Here is a 22,125-nt window from a genome sequence, read left to right on the forward strand (position 1 = left end):
TTAATTAAACATGATATTTATGAAGAAAATACGATATATATTATCCGCTTGGCTGCTTTTGGCTGCTTTTTCCTGTAATGATGGACCTGATCCGACAATAGCCCCTGATAAAGGTTCCGGCAATGAAACTCCGGAAGGCTCAGAGAACGTGGTTATCAATCTCAGTCAGACATATCAGACAATAGAAAGTTTTTCGGCATCCGATTGCTGGGCGCCTAACTATATTGGTACCTATTGGGCTAACGAAGAGAAAGAAGCGATTGCTAAGCTTTTATTTTCAGCCAAGGTTGCTGATGGACAACCCGAAGGTATAGGTTTATCGGGATGGCGTTTTAATCTAGGTGGCGGTACAGCTCAGCAAGGTGCTGCCAGCGGAATAGAAGATGCAGCCAGACGTGCCGAATCATTTATGAGCCCTGTTGATGGTACATTAGACTGGACAAAGCAAGCCGGGCAACAGTACTTCCTGGAAAAGGCAAAGCAATATGGTTGTGAACAGTTCGTCATGTTTAGTAACACTCCTCCTGTATATTTAACCCGTAATGGTAAGGGATATTCGGATATGGGAGCTTATTCAAATCTGAAGGATGACAGTTACGATGATTTTGCTAAATATATAGCAACTGTTTTAGACTACTTCAAATCGAATAAAGCAATAAACTTTACCTATATCAGCCCGCTTAATGAACCTCAGTACAACTGGGAAAGCGGACAGGAAGGTTCGGGTTGGCAGAATAGTGAAATAAAAAGGCTTACCGTAGAAATAGATAAGGCAATAGAGGCAAAAGGATTAAATACTAAGATCTTGTTAGGTGAATCCGGTGCATGGAATTATTTATATGAAACGGATGGCGATGCCGGAAGGAAAAATGTTATCTATAACTTGTTTGATAATGCTTCGTCTAACTATGTAGGAGATCTGACTCATGTGGCTCCAGTTATTGCCGGTCATAGCTATTGGACAGACGGAAGCTGGCAAACAATGGTAGATGTAAGGTCACAAGTGGCATCGAAAGCATCAGCAGCAGGATTGAAGGTCTATCAAACCGAATGGAGCATGCTCGGCGATGGCTATGGGAATGAATTTGTTGGCTTCGACAATGCCTCGTATATGGATATTGCCTTATATATGTCGAAAGTAATACATTGCGATCTGGTGTATGCCAATGTCTCATCATGGTCTTACTGGACAAGTCTTGATCTGGAGCGTTGGAGTCATAAAAACAGATTCTTGCTGATAAAAGTAACTCCTGCAGGAGGTGATTACGGAGATATTACACAAAGTGGTACACACGAAGCGACTAAGACTTTGTGGGTTTTAGGTAATTATAGTTTGTTTATCCGTCCTGACTATAAACGAGTGGAACTTAAAATGGAAAACACATCCAAAAACCTCTTTGGTAGCGCATATCTATCACCCGATGGTAAAAAACTTGTTGCTGTTTACACCAATTTATCTTCAACCCGCTATGATGTGAGGGCTGATATTGGTAGTGCGGAGGTGAATTCAATAAAAACATATACAACAAGTCAGACTCAAGATTTGGCAGAGGCGGTTGTTCAGAATGTAGGGAACTCTATATTTGTTAATCCGGCTTCTGTATTGACGGTTGTATATGATTTAAAATAAGAAATATAGTGTGCTTTTATGGAATAAATAAAATCCGGGAAATTTATCTATTTATAGAATTATAAACATGAAATAAGAAACAAAAGTGACATGAATAAACTCTGTGAAAACTGTCACTTTTGTTACTTTTTTCTGATAGATGTGCTGATAACTAATTTATTATGAAAATTGTGAGATTTATATTATTTGTTACTTTTTTGTCTGTTATACCCCATGTGATTTTTTCTCAGGAATATCGGACGGGTATTCAAGAAAAAGACTACGTAGCTTATCTGTTTACCTATTTTACCGGGAATCAGGTAGAGGAAGAAGCTATTCATTATGCAATCAGTGCAGACGGTTATAACTATTTTTCTTTGAATAAAAATAAGCCTGTTGTTGATTCCAAGATTATAAGTTCGACCGGAGGTGTCCGCGATCCTCATTTGTTGAGATCAGAAGATGGTAAATGCTTCTATATGGTAGTTACCGATATGACTTCGTCTGAGGGATGGGATTCAAATAGGGCGATGATCTTGATGAAATCTGATGATTTAATAAATTGGACATCAAGTATAATTAATATTCAGAAAAAATACTCCGGTCAGGATAATCTGAAAAGAGTATGGGCTCCACAAACAGTTTATGATCCGGAGATCGGTAAGTATATGGTATACTGGTCTATGAAACATGGAGAAGGAGAGGATGTTATATATTATGCATATGCAAATAATGATTTCTCTGACTTGGTAGGTGAGCCAAAGCAATTGTTTTTTCCATCCAATGGTAAATCGTGTATAGATGCCGATATTGTTTTGAAAGATGGCGTCTTCTACATGTTTTATAAAACAGAAGGACATGGAAATGGTATCAAGCTGGCAACAACGACTTCTCTTACGTCTGGACGATGGGCAGAACATGAAGGGTATAAGCAGCAAACATCTGATGCTGTTGAAGGATCTAGTGTGTTCAGAATGATAAATACCGATACGTATATTTTGATGTACGATGTATATATGAAAGGGAAATATCAGTTTTGTGAGAGTACCGATTTGGAGAGTTTTAAAGTTATAGATCATGAAATATCAATGGATTTTCATCCTCGTCATGGTTCTGTTATTCCTATTACAAAAAAAGAATTAGAGTCACTTATTGATAAATGGGGAAAACCTGAGAGCTATCCTCTGATCCCAAATAATCCAATATTTGCAGGTTATTATGCCGATCCCGATGTTCTTTATTCCAATAAGACTCAGAAATATTATATTTATCCTACCAGCGATGGATTTGACGGATGGGGTGGCTATTACTTTAAAACTTTTTCTTCTGATAACCTTAAAGATTGGAAAGATGAGGGTGTTATTCTAAACTTGAAAAACAATGTTTCGTGGGCAAATGGAAATGCATGGGCTCCTTGTATTATAGAAAAGAAAGTTGGGAATGACTATAAGTATTATTATTACTTTAGTGGAGGTAAAGATGGAGGTTCTAAGAAAATTGGAGTTGCACTAGCCGATGATCCTTCAGGGCCTTTTTTAGATTCGGGAAGTCCGCTTATTGATTTCAAGCCTAAAGGTGTAGATGGAGGACAAGAGATTGATCCTGATGTGTTTTGTGACCCAAAGACCGGAAAGAACTATATCTATTGGGGTAATGGCTATATGGCCGGAGCAGAGTTAAATGCTGATATGATTTCTCTAAAAAAGAAAACTATTAAGGTAATGACTCCTGATAATACTTTTAGAGAGGCTGTTTATGTATTCTATCGCAAGGGTTTGTATTATTTTTTGTGGTCAGAGGATGATACTGGTAGTGCCAACTATAAAGTACGCTATGCTACAGCGAAATCACCGTTAGGTCAATTGACTATTCCTTCGGATAATATAGTGATAATGAAAGATGATTCCAAAGCAATTTTTGGAACAGGGCATAACTCTGTTTTACAGATTCCCGGCAAAGATGAGTGGTATATTGTTTACCACCGTATATCTCGTCCTGATGGTATTAAGAAAGTTTACCCGGGGACTTCACGTGAAGTGTGTATGGATCGACTTGAATTTGAAAAAGATGGAAGTATAAGGAGAGTGATGCCTTCGTTATAGATTATAGTCCAGATTGATATAAATAAGAAAATCCAGTGAATTTTCACTGGATTTTTTCTTTATCATCATTTGTCTGATTAGATCCAAAATAGATATGTTTCCATATCCGTCTCGGGGGAAAAATACTCCGCGAAAACCTTTAATGTTTGGAAATACATTCTGAGGAAAATAGTATTCAGGCATTTCGTTATATTTAGCCCATCGGTCTACTGATACAAGGCTAATGAGTTTGATACCATATGATTACAATTTGAGAATGAGTTCTTTCTTTAGATTCACTCCTGTTCGTTTTCCTCCCGTTTGGTTACCAACCTTTTACGGCACCACCTTTAAATACTTCGGTAGCTACTTTATCTACTTCGTCTGACTGATATGCCTGAACGAATTTTTTTACTTTCTCCTCATCCTTATTTTCTTCTCTTGTAACAATAAGATTGACATAAGGAGAGTCTTTATCTTCGGCAAACACTCCATCTTTAAGGAGCAGTCCTGCTTGCCCTGCAAAGTTATTGTTGATAATAGACAAAGCTACTTTTGCATCATCTAAGACTCTAGGTAATTGAGGGGCTTCGAGTTCCAGTATCTCCAGATTTTTAGGATTCTCTACTATATCAACTAGCCTTGGAGCTGTTACTCCTTCTTTAAGTTTTAGCAACCCTACTTTTTGTAATAGCAACAAAGCTCTGCTATTGTTAGCTGCATCATTGGGGATGACTACTGTACTTCCGTCTTTTAATTCATCCAAGCTCTTAATTTTCCTTGAATATGCTGCCATAGGATATATAAATGTATTTCCAACAATAGCAAATTTATATCCGCGACGTGTTATCTGTTCGTCTAAGAACGGCTTCGTCTGAAAAACATTAGCATCAATATCACCCTGATCTAATGCTGTGTTTGGCATTATGTAATCATTAAATTGAACTAGTTCTACATCAAGTCCGTATTTCTCTTTTGCTACTTTTTTTGCCGCTTCAGCTATAACATATTCAGGTCCCGAGGCTACACCTACTTTAATATAGTTAGGGTCGTTGTTCTTTTTACCTCCGCAAGAAGTGAGTAGCATTGTAAGCGCAGATACAATAATAAATCCGTTTATAATTTTCATATTGATTTTCTGTTATATTAATTAGTAAATAATTGGAGAGGCCATTAATAATCGTTGTCTCCAATAATAAATTAATAGCCTCAACTTTTTATCTTTACAAAAGCAACTAATCTAACTATAATTTAAAAAACTTAAGGTCTGTATCGTCCCGGAGAAGAAAGATTGCTCCCAAAAAAGATAGCGTTAGTCAATATTCGTCCGCTACTTAACCAATACCCTCTAAAAGTAGGCGATTCCGCAAACAGAACAACAGTTCCTTTACCTTTGTTTTCGAAGACTACTAACGGTGCATTTTTTAGTTCCTGTTGATTTTTCTTTGTCAAAAATCCGCTTATTTGAGGTTTATCTGTCAATTGTAGAACTGTAGCGTAATTACTTTTAGGTCTTGGTAATTTGTAATTACTGGTTTTGATTGCGTATGTCTCTCTCGATACTATTCCGAAGGCAAGAGGATTGGTTATATCCAAATCTGCATCGAATATAGCACCGCCAATTCTCTGAGGACCTTCGTTTTCTCGTTGTGAAATATAGTCTAATCGTTTATATTCGTTTTTGCTTCGCGGAATGCTATCAGGAACGAAACCTGTTACTATTTTATTATCAATAGCCCATTTAGAAGCACCTTCTGATGTGATAAGTGTTCCTCCGTTAGCGACCCATTGTTGGAGCTTTCCGATAAAGTTAGGAGACAACGAGTTGTAATTACCATCTGATAAGATTATTGATGTATAACGATTGAGGTCTGCCCAATCAGCTGAAGCTACATTGATTTTGGTTAAAGGTATATTTAATCTGTTGCCTAACAAAAACCAGGTTTCACCCACATCTGTCCAATTTATTCCACTTCCGACCAATGTCGCTACAACAGGTTTTTCTACTCTTCTTATATTATTGCTACCTAAGTCTATACCAGTGGTGCTGAAACCAGTTGTTACTCCTAATATTTTTATATCTGTCAGCTCGGCCGCCTCTTTTACTATATTATACAATTGGTCGGAAGATATGTTTTGATATTCAACAGGTATGACTATTGCTCCTTTGTTAAACTTATATTCTGTTCCTGCTACAGAAGCAGAAAAGTCTTTGTATGCGGCTTTTACAACAACACCTTTGTCTAGTAGATAGTACAGAGACTTAGATGCTAGATAGTCAGTATAATTAAATATGTAGGCATAGTCAGATTTTTGACTGACTCCTCCTTTCTTTATCTGAGGGATATCTGTTACTTTTTGTCCTTGTCTTACTGCTCCTTTTACTTTCACAAATGGTATTCCATATCCATGTACAGTGCTCCATGCTGTAATGTCCATAAAGATACTATCTACAAATGTTGTGTTTTCTTCGAATACAGCATTTAAAATACGATATTGAGGTTGAGAAAATGGCACAACATAAGCATTCCCCGGTTCAAAATCTTTTCCATTTTGAGAAAACTTGTCAGGGAGTTCATACACATCTATTTTGTGGCTAAGTAAATGATCGAGAAATAATTTTGTCAGATTGTTATCATTTTTGTCTCCGAATACAATATACTTGTCAGCTCTTTTATTCGCTAAAGAAAGTGCACTGGAGAAGAAATCTTTCTGATGTTTGAATAATACGTCTTTTTCTGCTACTGCGGCTTTTATTGCTGCTATGCTGGTAACAACATTGTCTTTGATGTTTCGGGAGAATTTTCTTACCCCCACTTCGGTTTCTATCTCTATTCCGGCTGAGCTTCCTACTTCGAGGGTAGTCCCAACACCTCCTTGAAAATCGGGATAAGTAGATCCATAAATTGGTGAAATATTGTCAAAATCTTCTTTTGTATAGTAAAGAGACCCTATTTTATCCAAAGATTCCGAATAGTATTTCGCTAATATAGGATTTAACACATTGTATGTTTCTTCGGGGATTGTTGGGTTCCATGTGCTGCGTGGTGGCGACGGCTCGAAGTAATAGGCACTGTTGCTTCCCATTTCGTGATAGTCGGCATATATATTAGGATACCATTTGTGATAAAAATCAACTCTTGCTTTACTTTCAACGTGTACCAATGGAAACCAGTCACGATTAAGATCTGTCCAAAAGTGGTTCCCTCTATGTGGTGTAAATCCTCCGGCATGCTCTATATCATTCGGATCGGATACAGGAGGAAAGGATTTGAATGTATTAAAATATGAGGCAGCTCTGTCTCTTCCATCAGGATTTAATGCCGGGTCGATCAAAACAACTGCTTGTTCCAGATTTTTGATTGTTTCATTGTTTGTAGAAGCTACAAAGTAATATGCGGCAAGTATTGCAGCTTCTGTTCCGGCTATTTCTCCTCCATGGACATTATAACCTAAATGCACTATGACTTTTTGATCATTATTTGAAGAGGAACTCTTAGGATCTATAAGTTTCAAGTGATTTTGACGTATAGATTCCAGATTCTTTTGGTTGTCAGGGCTTGTGACAATGAGTACAACCTGCTCTCTGTTTTCGTAAGTTTTCCCTATAACTTCGAGTTGCGCCCTATCGGATAAATTATCCAGTAACTTGTAATATTCAACAACTTTGTCATATCTGGCTAATGACGAACCAATGGGAAATCCAAAAAACTGTTCGGGGGTAGGTATTTTACGATCGAACTGATTATCCCTCCCGAAATAATAGTCGTTTTGAGCAAAGGAATATAGCCCTGCTATAAATAGCAGGATAATAATAGCAAGTTTTTTCATATTCTATTTTGATTAAAAACCTCCAATACCAATTTGCCGTCGGAGAAAGAGGTGAGTTATTTGTCTGAGATGTTTTAGCTGTTTTTTTACTATTTATTGAGCGTAAGATACTTAGATTCTATTTGCCGGATTTGGGCTAATTGAATATCCCGGCTTAGACGAAGAAATCCATAGTCGTGATTATATTGCTGTCCTTCAGTTAAAACCCATTTTATAAAATCTTTAACTTCGGGTTTGGTTGCTGCGGAGTTGTTAATTACAAAACCTATTTTTTGTATTGGGATTAAGTCCAGATCTTCATTCTCAACTAAGGTTAACACATCGTCTATTGTTGACGATTCCAATACTTCTCGATATTCCTTTTTTATATCTAATGGCAATAGCTTTATATCTGATTTTAGTTGACGGGTAGACAGATCATATAAATAAGATAGGCTATTGAATGTCACGCCTGTATTATCTTTATTTATCGCGTTTAGTAGAAATATATCATCTCCTGCTATTTTTGTCCCTCTTAAGGTATTTGCCGGATAACCAAAATGTGCAGCAAAAACACTGGCTACAGACTCTTTTTTATTGCCTGAGTATACTGTAAATCGTTCTGCCAGTTTTGATGGTTTACTGTCGTCTTCATCCAAAAGATCTTTTTCGAAAAATATTTCTCTTAATTTTTTCTTGTTATACTTTTCTTTTTCGAGATTCTCTGTATAGATATAATTTTTGGAGACAATTGGCAGTAATGCATATTTCACTACATAAAAAACATCTTTGCCATATAGTAAACTATCGGGTTGATCAGTTATTATTAATTCTATATCTGGATTTGAATTATTTTTATGAGCATCTTCTATTTTTAGACCTGAATTAACATTCTTATATTCAGATACCCACTTACTCACTAATGGCGAAACCAGTTTTTGGCTTTTGATGGATATTGTATTTTGGGCATTAAGCGATAATGCTAAAGTGGATAATATTATTGTTGTAAGAACTTGCTTTATAGCTTTCATAATTTTGAAATTTTATATATAAAATGAGCTAATATTGCTAGAGGCACAATATCAAATGAAAATAAATAGTAAAATATTGAGTGGGAGAGTTGGAATCAACAGCAATGCATTCGCATTGAGAAAAAGAGGAAGGAAGGTAATAGCAAAGAACGAGCAGGAACAGAGATAATTCCTGCAACATAATCATCACTTTTTTCGTGTTGTGATGCTTGTTGGTCTGGCTTTTTCAACTTAGCAATGCTGTTTCGAATGATTTTCATTTTTTTCAATATTCTATAAGATATATTTATAAAACTATCTGATACAAAAATAAAAATATGAATGGCTTTATAAAATACCACAATTATGGTATTTTGCATACAACGATCTATATCAATTGCGTAGGATAGTGCCATTTGTTTCTATCCTACGCAATATGAATTTAGAGATAAGTATCCAATGCCTTTTTAAGATCAGTAATAAGATCTTCTATATTTTCTATACCTACAGACAAGCGTATCAGGGTATCTGTTATACCTATAGCTTCACGTTCTTCTTTCGAAACAGAAGCATGAGTCATTAATGCCGGCAGTTCGATAAGAGATTCTACACCTCCAAGACTTTCGGCCAGAGCAAATAGATGAAGAGATTCTAGAAAGTGTTTCGAATTATCTATATTTCCTTTTAGTTCAAATGAGATAATTCCACCAGAACCTGTCGTTTGTTTTCTTGCCAAATCGTATTGAGGGTGGCTCTTAAGACCCGGATAAATAACCTTCGTAACATTCGGATGTTCTTCTAAAAAAGCTCCAATTAATAAAGCATTTTCCTCATGCTTCTGCATTCTTAGTCCTAATGTTTTAATTCCTCTTAAAGTAAGGTAAGAATCGAATGGGGATAAAACTGCACCTACTGCATTTTGATAGTACTGTATTTTTTGATATAAATTATCATCAGACAGCATAACAGATCCACCCAAAACATCACTATGACCTCCAATATATTTCGTAGAACTATGTAGTACAATATTAGCTCCTAGGCTAAGTGGTCTTTGAAAATATGGAGAGAGAAAAGTATTGTCTACTACCAAAATTAATCCTTCCTTTTTCGTGATGGTTGATACTGCGGCTATATCCGATAATTTAAGTAAGGGATTAGTTGGTGATTCCAGCCACACTAAACGGGTATTAGGACGTACGCTTTTTTCTAAATTCAGGATGTCTATAGTATCAATATAGGATACCTCGATCTTATACTCATTGAATATTTTGTTGAATAGCCGCTTCGTTCCGCCATACAGATCGTCAGAGGCAATGATATGATCTCCTGCTTTTAATAAGGCTAATATCACACTTGTTTCAGCAGCTAATCCGGAACTGAAGGCAAATGCGTATTTTGCATTTTCAAGAGCAGCTAGTTTTTCTTCCAGAGCTTTCCTGGTTGGATTCAACGACCGCGTATATTCGTATCCGGCAGTAGGTTCCTCAACTTTCTCTCTGGCGAAAGTGGTAGACAAATGTATTGGGACTACAACATCTCCGGTTGCTCCATCTCTGAAATCAGGTGTTTCTCCTGCATGAATTGCTTTGGTGTCAAATCCATATTGACTATATTTATTTCTCATATCGTTTTAATTATTTTATTTTTATTAAATTAACTTTAAGATCGGCATCCAGCTCAGGAACAATACTAAAGCGAGATTTTAGAAATTCAGCATTACCTGTATCTAAAATGGATACATTTCTCATGAAATTCGTCTTTTAGTTATGCTTGTACAATGCGATTATTATTGATTTTAGTAAGAATGTCTATTTTCGTGACTAATCCCACAAAGAGTCCTGCATCACCTTCCAATATAGCTACATAACCCTCGTTGAGTATATCAAGAAGTTGTTCGTAACTGGCAGTATATGCTATAGTGACTAGATTTTTAGCCATTATCTGAGATACCGGCGTCTTGTTTGTATATCCCTCTATATATGCCTTTAATAAGTCTGAGTCATCTATAATCCCTACTGCTTTATTATTTTTGAGTATAGGTAATTGAGATATATCATAAAGCTTCATTTTTTTATATACAGTCAGTAATGTATCAGAAGGTTGCGCATATATTATGGCTTTATCTTCTATATTACGTTGTGCAAAATCTCTAAGATCGTTGTGTACTTTTTTATTTTCTAGTCCATTGTCTTGCAGCCAGTAATTATTGTACATCTTCGATAAATACTTGTTCCCACTGTCGCAAACGAGAGTTACTACGCGTTTCGGTTCTGTTTGTTCCTGACAATATTTAATGGCAGCCGAAAGAAGTGTTCCTGAAGATGATCCGGCAAGAATACCTTCTTTATTAAGGAGTTCGTATACTGCATCAAAACTCTCTTTGTCTGATATGGAATAAGCCTTTTTAGTAAGTGAGAAATCGGCTATTGATGGGATGAAGTCTTCACCTATACCTTCTACCAACCACGATCCTGAGTCGGATCGTATAATTCCTTTATTTACATAATCGGCTAATATTGATCCATTGGGGTCGGCTAATACAAATTCTGTTTTATCAGAAACTTTCTTAAAAAAGTGAGTTAGTCCCGTCAATGTACCTGAAGATCCAACTCCGACAACGACAGCATCAACATCTTTATTCATTTGCTGCCATATCTCGGGACCTGTGGTAGTTTCGTGGGCTAGGGGGTTAGCCGGGTTTTCGAACTGGTTAATGTAATAAGCTCCTGTGTCTTTTGCTATTTGCTGTGCTAAATCCTGATAGTATTCGGGATGTCCTTTTATTACATCAGAACGTGTGATTATTACTTCGACGCCTAAGGCTCTGAGGTGATTGATTTTTTCCTGACTCATTTTGTCGGGAATCACCAGTTTCAATTTATAGTTCTTCATCTTAGCAATAAGGGCTAAACCTAAACCCGTATTGCCTGCTGTTGCTTCTATTATTGTATCTTCGGGTTTCAACTTTCCTTCTTGTTCGGCAATGGTTATCATCGATAATCCTATACGATCTTTTATCGAGCCCCCCGGATTTTGGTTTTCGAGCTTGACAAACAATCTACATTTGCCTGTATTTATTTTTGTAATTTCTATCATGGGCGTGTTGCCCACCATATCTAATACACTATTTGTAACATTATACTCTTTCATTGTTATAATATTTACTTGTTGATATAATAACTTTGGCTGATATCACAAACCTGTAATATCAGCCAAAGGCAAAATATTTATCAATAGCCCGGATTTTGTTCAACATCAGGATCCGATAATATATCTGAAGCGGGGAATGGAAACAGCCAATAGTCGGTATTTGTCAGACCGAGGACTGAACCTGTCCTTTTTGTTCTAACCAGATCAAACCAACGGTGAGGTTCAAAGGCAAACTCAATACTATTCTCATCTTCAATAGCTTGAATAATTACATTTTTATCCGTACTATTAAAGTCGGGAACATCCGCTCTATTACGAACCTTATTTAAGTCTGATAAAGCACCTGATATATCCGGAGTTGCTTTTTTTATTCTTGCCTCAGCCCGGATTAAGTATAGCTCAGCAATGCGAATAACATAAGCCGGGTCGGTACTTGTTGATACGGTATTATACAATACTCCGTATACTGAGTTTCCGCTACCTTTTATAATTTCTTTTCTTGTTCCCCCTACATCCGAATCGTTCAATTTGGCAACTAATGCATCCGACGGCTTTAAGGTATATTGCCCTCCTACAGTACTTGGATACCAAAGATTCCAGTAACTATTTTTGTCATTTGATGTAAAAGTTAATTCAAATACAGATTCCGGAGACAGAAATGGTGATGTAAAAAAGGTTTTAAAAGGTTTCACCAGAGAATATTTGGTACTGTTTATTACCGATGTAGCATATGTTTCCGCCTCTGCCCATTGTTCTCTATAAAGATGGAGTCTTGCTCTTAAAGCTCTAGCCGCATTTTTCTGAGCTCTGTTGCGTGTTGTCGCATCGTCTTCTGGAAGTAACTCTTCGGCTTTTGTCAGATCGGCAAGTACCTGATCGTAAGTCTGAGCGAGAGTACTTCTTTTTATCCCTGATAATGCTCCTAAATCTGTTGTTGGGTTCAATTGAAGTTGTACTCCGCCCCATCCACGAGCTAGGTCGAAATAGCCAAGCGCTCTTATGAAGTATGCTTCGCCTAGAATCTTATTCTTCTCAGCTTCACTAAATAATGGATCATTTACATTCCCGATAGCTGCGATTATAGAATTTGCAGAGTTGATGCCCGCATAAATAGTTTGATAAACATAAACAGTACCGGCATTATCAGGAGAAACCGAATTCTGATCGAGTTGTAAGTATTGGCTCAATGTCCCATTGTAGGAAACATTGTCTGCCGTTATTGTTCCTAATGTTATGTAATAATTAGAATAATAATTCTGAACTGAATTATACGCTCCGATAATAGCAGCATTTGCTGTTCCTTTATTCGTTATTGCAACCGTAGAAGGTATAGAATTTGTGGGGGACAAATCTAGAAAATCCTCACAAGCAGTGAACAATAAGAGTGTTGAGAGAGCTGCTATGATAATTAAGTTTTTATATAACTTTTTCATTGTTTTTGTTTTTGTGGAACTTAAATATGAATTCTTTTTTTAGAATGTAGCATTCAATGTGAGCTGAATAGTGCGTGGTTGTGGCACTGTTGCCCAATCGTATCCATAAGTATTCTGGCTACTACTTTGTGCATTTACTTCCGGGTCGAGCCCTTTATACTTTGTAATGGTAAACAGATTGGTAACCGAGACTGTCGCTCTGAGTCTACTTAGTTGCAAATTTCTTATAATAGATTTAGGCAGATTGTAGCTTAGAGCCAGATTTTTGAGCCTGATAAACGAGCCGTCACTCAAATATCGGCTACTCATATTTGCAACATTCCCTCCATAGTTGTTTGCCGAACCTCCGTTGATAGTCGGGTCGCCACTATATGTGGTCAGACGGGGAATATCAGTTATATCTCCGGCTTTTTGCCATCTTTCTAGTTGTCTCGGAATAAAGCCTATATTGTTTTGAGTACCACCATGTACTAAGAAGAAATCGTGCATACTAAGAATTTTATTTCCTTGCTGAAAATAAAAGAATAGATTCAGTGAAAAATCTTTATAGGTAATATCATTTGTAAAGCCTCCGGTATAGTTAGGTAAGGCATTACCTACAATTTGTCTGTCCGCTGAAGTGATAAAACCATCTTTGTTAACATCTTCATAAACAGCATTTCCTGTTTCAGGGTCTACATATAGCTGTTTGTACAAATAAAAAGAGTTTACTGAATAGCCTTCGCGTAATATGGATGCGTTACGTCCCGAAGCTCCAAGGGTAATATCAGAAGCTAATTTCTCTATTTTATTTTTGTTCCATGATATATTAAATTCAGTAGTCCATTTGAAGTCTTTTTTATTGATATTAGTCGATTGTATTCCTAATTCCACCCCACTGTTTCTTACAGCACCATAGTTTTGAAGAAAAGATGTAAACCCTGAACGATAAGGAACAGGAACATTCAATAATAAATCGTATGTGTATTTATTATAATAGTCGAAACTAAAGCTTATTGCATTTTTCAGGATTGCAAAATCAAAGCCGAGGTCTAACTGACGTGTGGTTTCCCATGTCAGGTCTGGATTTGCCAATTGAGAAGGGGCTGTGCCGGCAGTCTCTAAATAGTTCGATCCTGCTGACCATAAACCTAAAGCAGCGTATGACCCTATTCCATTTTGATTTCCCGAATATCCAAAACTGCCCCTAAATTTGAGCGCATCAAAGAAATTTATGTTTTTTATAAAACTCTCCTGACTTGCATCCCATGTAAGCCCAACAGACGGGAAGTAGCCCCAACGCTTGTTCTTCCCGAACTTAGATGAGGCATCAGCCCTTATGCTTCCATCTATTGTATATTTATTATTATACGTATAACTAGCTTTTCCAAAGAATGATAGTAATCTACTTTCAGACTTGGATGCTGAACCCGATTTAGTTGCTGCTACAGAAATATCTTTTAGATCATTGGTTGCAAAACCTTGCCCCGATGCACTGGTGTACTCTTCTTGTACAGCATTGACCGTATTTCCAAGTAAAACATTAAGCGCATGTTTATTTTTAAATACCTTATTATAGGTGAGTAATTGTTCTGCTGTATAAACAATGTTTTTAGCTTTGTATGAGGTAGCAGAACCATTAGTTGCTATCCCGGCACTGATGAATGTATCAGCATAATTGCTTTCAGTCAGATCAGTATTATCTAAGCTCCAGCTTGAACGAAATTTAAGTTCTTTGAGAAGGTTATATTCCAAGAACAAGTTTCCGATAGTTCGCCATGTAGTAGCATTGTTATCAAGATGCTCTATCAGCGCCAGATGGTTATCAAAACTTCCATATCTGGCATAACTGCCATCTTCATTGTAAATAGGTAAATATGAACGAACGAATATAGCTGAATTGATTACTCCTTTTGGGTTGTTGTCATTGCTACTTACATTACGATATACTTTACTTAGGTTAATGCTTGTACCTATTTTCAATTTGCTTGTTAAATTATTGTCATAGTTGAGTCGTCCCGAATAGCGTTCAAAATCGGAAGGCTTAACAACAGATTCTTGCTTGGTGTATCCGAGGCCGACATAGTAGGTACTGTTGGAATTACCTCCCTGTGCTGAGATTTCATAATTTGATAAAGTAGCCGTTCTAAATAAATCACTATTGCGATCGTATGTGGGCATACCGGAGGGATCAGCAAAAGGTAACTTTATGTCAGATGGGGACAGTCCTCTATCTATACCTGTATTGTAGGCTGCTTCGTTAGCAAGTATAGCCGTTTCACGGCCTGTTATAGATCGGAATTTTTTAATAGCATTTGCCCATCCATGAGACAGGGATACCGATATTTTCGCTTTTGTATCTTGTTTACCTCTCTTAGTTGTTATTATAACTACTCCATTTGCTCCTAATGATCCGTATATTGCGGTCGCATTAGCGTCTTTAAGTACAGTAATGTTCTCGATGTCTGATGGATTAATATCCGATAATGGATTTGACTGGGTTTGTCCTCCCATACCGGTAGAAATGAGATTGCTGTTGCTAATAAATACACCATCAATAATGTATAATGGGTCTACTCCTGCATTAATAGAGTTACTACCTCTTACCCGAAAGATAACACCACCTCCGGGAACTCCGGTATTTGATGAGATCTGTACGCCGGGAGCTTTTCCTTGTAATAGCTGGTCAAATCCGGAAGCCGCAGTTTCTTTTATTTCATCTGAAAGATTAATGGAAGTTATAGCTCCACTGACTGATCTTCGTTGTTGGGATGTATAACCTGTTACAACAACTTCGTCAAGAAAGTTAAAGTCTTCTTTTAATGATAGGATGATAGGTTCCTCTGCATCGTAAACATCAATATCTTGTGATTTATATCCTACCAGACTTATAGATAAAGTAGCGGGTAGAGCTTTTGTTACTTGTAACGAAAATCCACCATGAGCATCAGTAAGAGTACCATTTGTCGTTGCTTTTAAGGCGACGGAAGCTCCGATAATAGGCTCTTTGGTTTTCTCGTCTATAACGTTCCCTCTTATAATGGTTTGGGAATAAAGCCCAAACGTAGATAGCATCAATAATACTAAAAATACATAAATATGCTTTTTAACACATGAGGGTTGATGCTTTTTTTTCCAAAAAATAAGTATATTTGTCATATTCTATTTTAGATTGAACACTTCCAATACCAATTGCCGTCGGAGGAGGAAGTGTTTATTTTTATAATTAAAACTTCTCTTTTTTATATACGATTGTAACACATTTTGCTTATTTGTATAACTCAAGAATATTATAAAAATTCTTGATGCAAAATTCAATCAGTTAACTTTTGTTTACTAATGAACTATAATAAGTCAAAATAAAGAATGTAAGGGGAAAGTATTATCTACAACAACACATTCGTGCTGAAAAGGAAGGGGCTGTATTAAGTAGGCTAGGAGATAGAAGGTAGTTGATGTTACAAAAGCGAAAGAGTAAATTCAGCTTTTTGTAATTGATTGATGAATGGTTTATTCGCCGAGACAGTGAATAAACCTCTAGTAGTTTTTCCATAATCATTTTCATATTTTTTGTTTAACTTATATAACAATTGCAAAAATATAAGACTTTCGTTTAATCATAAATACCATAAATGAGGTATTTATTGTTGAGCCATTAACTCATTTAAACAATAAATTATGATGTGTAATGAAATTGCTTCTGACAAGTAATCCGAAGCAGTAGATTATCTGATCGAGAGACGGATTTCGCTTACGGTACAACAAAACTTTATGCCGAACAACGATACCTATCTGCACACTTAAGGCAAACATTCACCTATCTCGCATTGATTATATCTATTAAATCTTCACTTATATCAGTAAATCATATTATATATTTGTACTCGTATCGAAACTTATAATCAGTTCAACTATTTTAATTAATATATAAAATGCAATTATATAATACATTAAGTAACGAAGAAAGAGAAAAATTAATAGACCAAGCCGGTGTTAATAGGCTTACTTTATCATTCTACGCTTATGCCCACATCGACAATCCCCAACAGTTCAGAGACGAACTATTTGTCAGATGGAGCGAGCTCGATGTGCTGGGACGTATATATGTAGCCAAAGAAGGGATCAATGCCCAATTATCATTACCCGCTCATAATATGAGTGCCTTTAAAGATTTTTTGGACACTTATACCTTTATGAAAGACATCAGGTTGAACATAGCAGTAGAGCATGACAATAAATCTTTCCTCAAGTTGAAAATAAAGGTAAGAGATAAAATTGTGGCCGATGGGCTTAACGACAACACCTTTGACGTTACAAACATAGGCATTCATCTCAAAGCACAAGACTTTAACAATATGATGGACGATCCCGATACCATCGTTATCGATATGCGTAATCATTACGAAAGTGAGATCGGGCATTTTGAGGGGGCTATCACTCCCGATGTTACTACATTCAGAGAATCGCTTCCGATTATAGATGAGCAATTGAAGGACTACAAAGAGTCTAAAAAACTACTGATGTACTGCACCGGTGGTATCCGTTGCGAAAAAGCGAGTGCATATTTCAAACACCAAGGCTTCAAAAACGTCTATCAGCTAGAAGGCGGTATTATCGAATATACCCGTCAAATAAAGTCGGAAGGACTGAAATCGAGATTCATAGGCAAAAACTTTGTTTTCGACAACCGCCTCGGAGAACGAATCACCGATGATGTTATAGCTCATTGCCATCAATGTGGAGAGCCTTGCGATACGCATACTAATTGTGCAAACGAAGGTTGTCATCTTTTGTTTATACAATGCTCGAAATGTGCCCAAAAGATGCATAATTGCTGTTCTGATGCTTGCAAAAATATAGTCACACTACCTCAAGAGCAAAGAAAGATATTGCGCAAGGGTATTAAAAATGATGCGATGATTTTTAGAAAAGGGAAAGCTAAGCACCTTCTCCCAAAAAACGAATAAAGAGAACACATTTTATTCGTAACTTGTCCGGTATCTACTATTGTTCAGACCAGATCAAAGGGTACTCCTTTTTATTTATAAAACATATAAGAGCCTGTTTAAATAAAATCTAAACAGGCTCTTACAATAAAGTGATTAGTATTGCAACCCCTCCTTATTACCCTCCATTCTAAAAACCATCTTAAATCTTAGAGAAACCTCCCGTGGATGTATTCTTGGATAGATAGATCCTTACATCAAATATTTTTTCATAAATGTCAATATTACAGGCGAATGATTGGTGTGTGATAGACTTTTGCCTAAACAAATCTTAACGTAAACGTAACAAAATAGAAAAGAGGCTGTAACAACAGTGTAATAATTTTGTTGCTGTAAAAACAAGGGAATAAAATATCACTAAAAATAAAAAGATTATGAAAAAAACAATTTTGGTTTCTATAGCATTACTATCATTAAGTATTGGTGTTAGTGCTCAAAAGATTAAAGGTTCGGACACAGTATTGCCTTTATCACAAAAAGAAGCAGAAAGTTTTATGAAGGCAAATCCATCCAGAACTGTTACAGTAACAGGAGGAGGAAGTGGAGTTGGTATATCTTCGCTTTTGGCAGGAACTACTGATATCGCACAAGCCTCTAGAAAAATTAAATTCTCGGAGAGACAACAGCTAAAAGATAAAGGGAAAGAGGCGAAAGAGGTAATTATCGCCTATGATGCACTTGCGGTAGTAGTACATCCTTCGAATAAAGTATCGAACTTAACTCGCGAACAACTGGAAGGTATTTTTACAGGAAAGATAACTAACTGGAAACAGGTAGGTGGAGCAGACTTAAAAATAGTTCCTTATTCACGCGAAACATCATCGGGTACTTACGAGTTTTTTAGAGAGCACGTGCTGGCAAATAAAAACTATGTAAACGGAATAATGAGCTTGCCGGCAACAGGAGCTATTATCCAGTCGGTAGGACAAACGAAGGGGGCTATCGGCTATGTAGGGCTTGCTTATCTTAATAAATCGGTAAAATCAGTGCATGTATCGTATGATGGAGGAAAGAAATTTATAGAGCCATCAGTAGCCAATGCCAAGAATAAGACTTATCCTGTTGTACGTCCTCTATACTTCTATTACGAAGCAAAATCAGAGAAAACAGTAAAACCTTTTGTTGATTATGTATTGTCAGCTAAAGGACAGAAAATAGTATCGGACGTTGGATTTATCCCTGTAAAATAACGATTTCAGAAACAAAAGGAATAACATGAAACAACTAAAACGAATATTAGAGCGGATAGTTGAAAGCATACTAACAGTTAGCGGTGCTGTAACAAGCATCGCTATACTCCTTATCGTAATATTCTTATTCAAGGAAGGATTCGGATTGTTTAATTCTCCTTCTGTCGAACATGGCTATACACTTGTTGTAAACTCTAAGAATGCAGTTAACAAATTAAATGTTCTTGAAATAAAAGAGATATTTGATTCAGAAATAACGAATTGGGCAGAGCTTGGCGGAGCAGATGAAGAAATAAAGATTTTCAGAATAGATGATATTTTTAATATGTATTCTGAAGAAGAATTTGGAGAAGATTATGCTCTACTACCACAAAAGCTAGGTGAAGTGATTGCCCAAAACCCGAATATAATAGCATTTTTACCTGAAAAATATGCCCCAACAAATATGCCCGGGGTGAAGGTGATTACAACAGGAAACATTAATGTTGAGGATTTTTTTGGAGGAAAGCAATGGATGCCCACAGCAACGCCTGCTCCTTTATTCGGGGTATTACCTTTGATATTGGGAACTCTACTTGTGAGTATAGTTGCTATTCTGATTGCACTTCCTTTGGGGCTCGGAGTTGCTATCTATATATCAGAGCTGGCTAATGAACGAACACGCAAGCTTATGAAACCAACAATTGAGCTATTAGCGGGAATTCCCTCTGTGGTCTATGGTTTCTTCGGCTTAGTGGTTTTGGTTCCGATTGTGCAAAAGGCTTTTCACTTACCTGTCGGCGAAACTGCATTTACAGGTAGCCTTATCCTTGCTATTATGGCATTACCCACCATTATAACTGTTGCCGAAGATGCGATGCGTAATACGCCTCGGGCTATGCGTGAAGCAAGTCTGGCATTGGGTGCTACCCATTGGCAAACTGTTTACAAAGTAGTTATTCCTTATTCGATATCGGGTATATCAGCCGCAGTTGTATTAGGTATAGGCAGGGCTATAGGTGAAACTATGGCAGTGTTGATGGTTACGGGGAACGCAGCTATAATACCACACTCTGTGTTTCAATCGGTGCGGACAATTCCTGCAACTATAGCAGCCGAATTAGGTGAAGCTCCGGCAGGAGGAGCTCATTATCAGGCTTTGTTTTTGCTCGGATGTATTCTATTTGTGATAACTATGATTATCAGCATTACAGCTGAGGCAATTTCTAAAAAGCAATATAATAAAGGATTATAGTTATGGATAAGAAATTAAGTCAGCGCATTGCATTTATTATATTTCGTATACTGGGTATAGCAGTAGTAGGTATCCTTTTCTGGATATTAGGATTTATTATCTACAACGGTATAGGTGTTATCAATTGGGAGTTTTTAACTTCAGCTCCAACAGAAGGTATGACCTCGGGTGGAATATTTCCGGCTATCGTAGGAACTATGTATCTGATTATAGGCAGTATGATATTTGCTTTTCCATTGGGAGTAATGTCTGCTATTTATACAAATGAATATGCCGGAAACAGCTGGATTGTAAAATTCATACGCGTAATGACCAATAATCTGGGGAGTATTCCTTCCATTGTTTTTGGACTTTTCGGTATGGCTTTATTTGTAAATACGCTCGGTTTTGGCGATTCTATTATTGCCGGCTCATTAACACTTGGCTTGCTTGTTCTTCCTCTTATTATTCGTACTACCGAAGAAGCACTCAAAGCTGTACCGGATTCGTATCGTACCGGAAGTCTGGCACTGGGAGCAACTAAATTACAAACCATTCGCAGGGTTGTTTTGCCTGCTGCTCTTCCCAATATAACTACCGGTTTAATTCTGTCTATAGGGCGTGTGTCAGGAGAAACTGCTCCTATTCTATTTACGGTTGCAGCCTATTTCTTGCCTAAGTTGCCCGAAAGTATGTATGATCAGGTCATGGCATTGCCATATCATCTATATGTAATTGCCACTAGTGGTACCGATATAGAAGCCTCTCGTCCTATTGCTTACGGAACGGCATTGGTATTGATTGTCATTGTATTGTTTATGAATATTTTAGCTACTGTTTTAAGACGTTACTTCGGCAAAAAAGTAAAGACTAATTAATTAGAATAAGAAAATGATTGAAGCAAAAAATATAGATTTTTATTACGGAGACTTTCATGCATTGAAGGGTATAAATATGAAAATGGAGGCCAATACTATTACGGCTTTCATCGGACCTTCAGGTTGCGGAAAGTCTACATTCCTACGCCTTTTTAATAGGATGAATGACCTTATCGACGGAACAAGACTTACCGGAGAGTGTTTAATTGAAAATGAAAATATATACGATAAGACAGTTCAGGTAGATGAATTGAGGAAAAGAGTGGGGATGGTTTTTCAGAAACCTAATCCTTTTCCCAAATCGATATTTGAAAACGTAGCCTATGGCTTGCGCGTGAATGACATGGCTGGTAAAAAAGATTTGGAGCAGCGAGTTGAAGAGTCTCTCAAGGCAGCAGCCTTATGGGATGAGGTGAAAGATAAACTAAAGAAATCGGCATTCGAATTATCGGGAGGACAACAGCAACGTCTTTGTATTGCGAGGGCATTAGCCGTTTCTCCCTCTATCTTGTTGATGGACGAGCCGGCATCGGCTCTCGACCCGATCTCTACTTCAAAAATAGAGGAACTGATTCATAATCTTAAGAAAGACTATACAATTGTTATTGTTACTCACAATATGCAACAAGCGGCGCGGGTAAGTGATAAAACCGGATTCTTCATGTTAGGAGAATTGGTTGAATTCAGTGAGACAAAAAAGATGTTTTTGAATCCGCAAAAGCAAGAAACTCAAAATTATATAACCGGAAGATTCGGTTAAGAAGGA

General features: G+C 36.9%; 15 protein-coding genes. 7 read left to right on the top strand and 8 right to left on the bottom strand.

Annotated features, from left to right (window positions below):
- Window positions 1-19 precede the first annotated feature (19 nt).
- Together PKC55_RS09045 and PKC55_RS09050 are read left to right on the top strand one after the other, a co-directional pair.
- Window positions 20-1,630 carry a glycoside hydrolase gene (locus tag PKC55_RS09045; protein ID WP_291126331.1) on the top strand — a complete coding sequence of 537 codons (1,611 nt, stop codon included), beginning with the start codon at window positions 20-22 and terminating at the stop codon, window positions 1,628-1,630.
- A 161-nt stretch (window positions 1,631-1,791) separates the two neighbouring features.
- The gene (locus PKC55_RS09050) at window positions 1,792-3,711 is read left to right on the top strand and encodes a glycoside hydrolase family 43 protein (RefSeq protein ID WP_324372751.1); all 1,920 of its coding nucleotides are present in this window, start codon (window positions 1,792-1,794) and stop codon (window positions 3,709-3,711) included.
- A 304-nt stretch (window positions 3,712-4,015) separates the two neighbouring features.
- Here the strand turns inward: PKC55_RS09050 and metQ are convergent, their stop codons facing one another.
- The 8 genes from metQ to PKC55_RS09090 all read right to left on the bottom strand — a co-directional run bounded on the left by metQ (window position 4,016) and on the right by PKC55_RS09090 (window position 16,147).
- Window positions 4,016-4,819 (bottom strand): methionine ABC transporter substrate-binding lipoprotein MetQ, encoded by an 804-nt coding sequence (gene metQ / locus PKC55_RS09055; protein ID WP_283685614.1) that lies wholly within the window; start codon window positions 4,817-4,819, stop codon window positions 4,016-4,018.
- A 131-nt stretch (window positions 4,820-4,950) separates the two neighbouring features.
- Window positions 4,951-7,521, bottom strand: a complete 2,571-nt coding sequence (locus PKC55_RS09060; protein ID WP_291126336.1) for a M14 family zinc carboxypeptidase — start codon at window positions 7,519-7,521, stop codon at window positions 4,951-4,953.
- Window positions 7,522-7,610: 89 nt separating this feature from the next.
- The gene (locus PKC55_RS09065) at window positions 7,611-8,531 is read right to left on the bottom strand and encodes a hypothetical protein (protein ID WP_291126338.1); all 921 of its coding nucleotides are present in this window, start codon (window positions 8,529-8,531) and stop codon (window positions 7,611-7,613) included.
- A gap of 95 nt (window positions 8,532-8,626) precedes the next feature.
- Entirely contained in the window at window positions 8,627-8,926 is a 300-nt protein-coding gene (locus PKC55_RS09070) for a hypothetical protein (RefSeq protein ID WP_324372754.1), read from the bottom strand.
- 26 nt (window positions 8,927-8,952) lie between these two features.
- Complete coding sequence (locus PKC55_RS09075) at window positions 8,953-10,134, bottom strand: cystathionine gamma-synthase (protein WP_291126342.1); 1,182 nt, start codon at window positions 10,132-10,134, stop codon at window positions 8,953-8,955.
- Between the two features lie 140 nt (window positions 10,135-10,274).
- The gene (locus tag PKC55_RS09080; protein WP_324372756.1) at window positions 10,275-11,660 is read right to left on the bottom strand and encodes a pyridoxal-phosphate dependent enzyme; all 1,386 of its coding nucleotides are present in this window, start codon (window positions 11,658-11,660) and stop codon (window positions 10,275-10,277) included.
- 80 nt (window positions 11,661-11,740) lie between these two features.
- The gene (locus PKC55_RS09085) at window positions 11,741-13,093 is read right to left on the bottom strand and encodes a RagB/SusD family nutrient uptake outer membrane protein (RefSeq protein WP_291126346.1); all 1,353 of its coding nucleotides are present in this window, start codon (window positions 13,091-13,093) and stop codon (window positions 11,741-11,743) included.
- 39 nt (window positions 13,094-13,132) lie between these two features.
- Window positions 13,133-16,147 (bottom strand): SusC/RagA family TonB-linked outer membrane protein, encoded by a 3,015-nt coding sequence (locus tag PKC55_RS09090; RefSeq protein ID WP_324372759.1) that lies wholly within the window; start codon window positions 16,145-16,147, stop codon window positions 13,133-13,135.
- A gap of 857 nt (window positions 16,148-17,004) precedes the next feature.
- Between PKC55_RS09090 and trhO the strand changes: the two genes are divergently transcribed.
- From trhO to pstB, 5 genes are all read left to right on the top strand, one after another.
- Complete coding sequence (gene trhO / locus PKC55_RS09095; RefSeq protein ID WP_291130872.1) at window positions 17,005-18,039, top strand: oxygen-dependent tRNA uridine(34) hydroxylase TrhO; 1,035 nt, start codon at window positions 17,005-17,007, stop codon at window positions 18,037-18,039.
- Between the two features lie 413 nt (window positions 18,040-18,452).
- Entirely contained in the window at window positions 18,453-19,268 is an 816-nt protein-coding gene (locus PKC55_RS09100; RefSeq protein WP_283685622.1) for a PstS family phosphate ABC transporter substrate-binding protein, read from the top strand.
- A 25-nt stretch (window positions 19,269-19,293) separates the two neighbouring features.
- Complete coding sequence (gene pstC, locus PKC55_RS09105) at window positions 19,294-20,502, top strand: phosphate ABC transporter permease subunit PstC (RefSeq protein WP_135106556.1); 1,209 nt, start codon at window positions 19,294-19,296, stop codon at window positions 20,500-20,502.
- Between the two features lie 2 nt (window positions 20,503-20,504).
- Window positions 20,505-21,359, top strand: a complete 855-nt coding sequence (gene pstA / locus PKC55_RS09110; protein ID WP_283685624.1) for a phosphate ABC transporter permease PstA — start codon at window positions 20,505-20,507, stop codon at window positions 21,357-21,359.
- Window positions 21,360-21,372: 13 nt separating this feature from the next.
- On the top strand, window positions 21,373-22,119 hold the full coding sequence (gene pstB / locus PKC55_RS09115) for a phosphate ABC transporter ATP-binding protein PstB (protein ID WP_135106560.1): 747 nt from the start codon (window positions 21,373-21,375) through the stop codon (window positions 22,117-22,119).
- The last annotated feature ends 6 nt before the right edge of the window (window positions 22,120-22,125 follow it).

Source organism: Dysgonomonas sp., assembly GCF_035323175.1.
GTDB lineage: Bacteria > Bacteroidota > Bacteroidia > Bacteroidales > Dysgonomonadaceae > Dysgonomonas.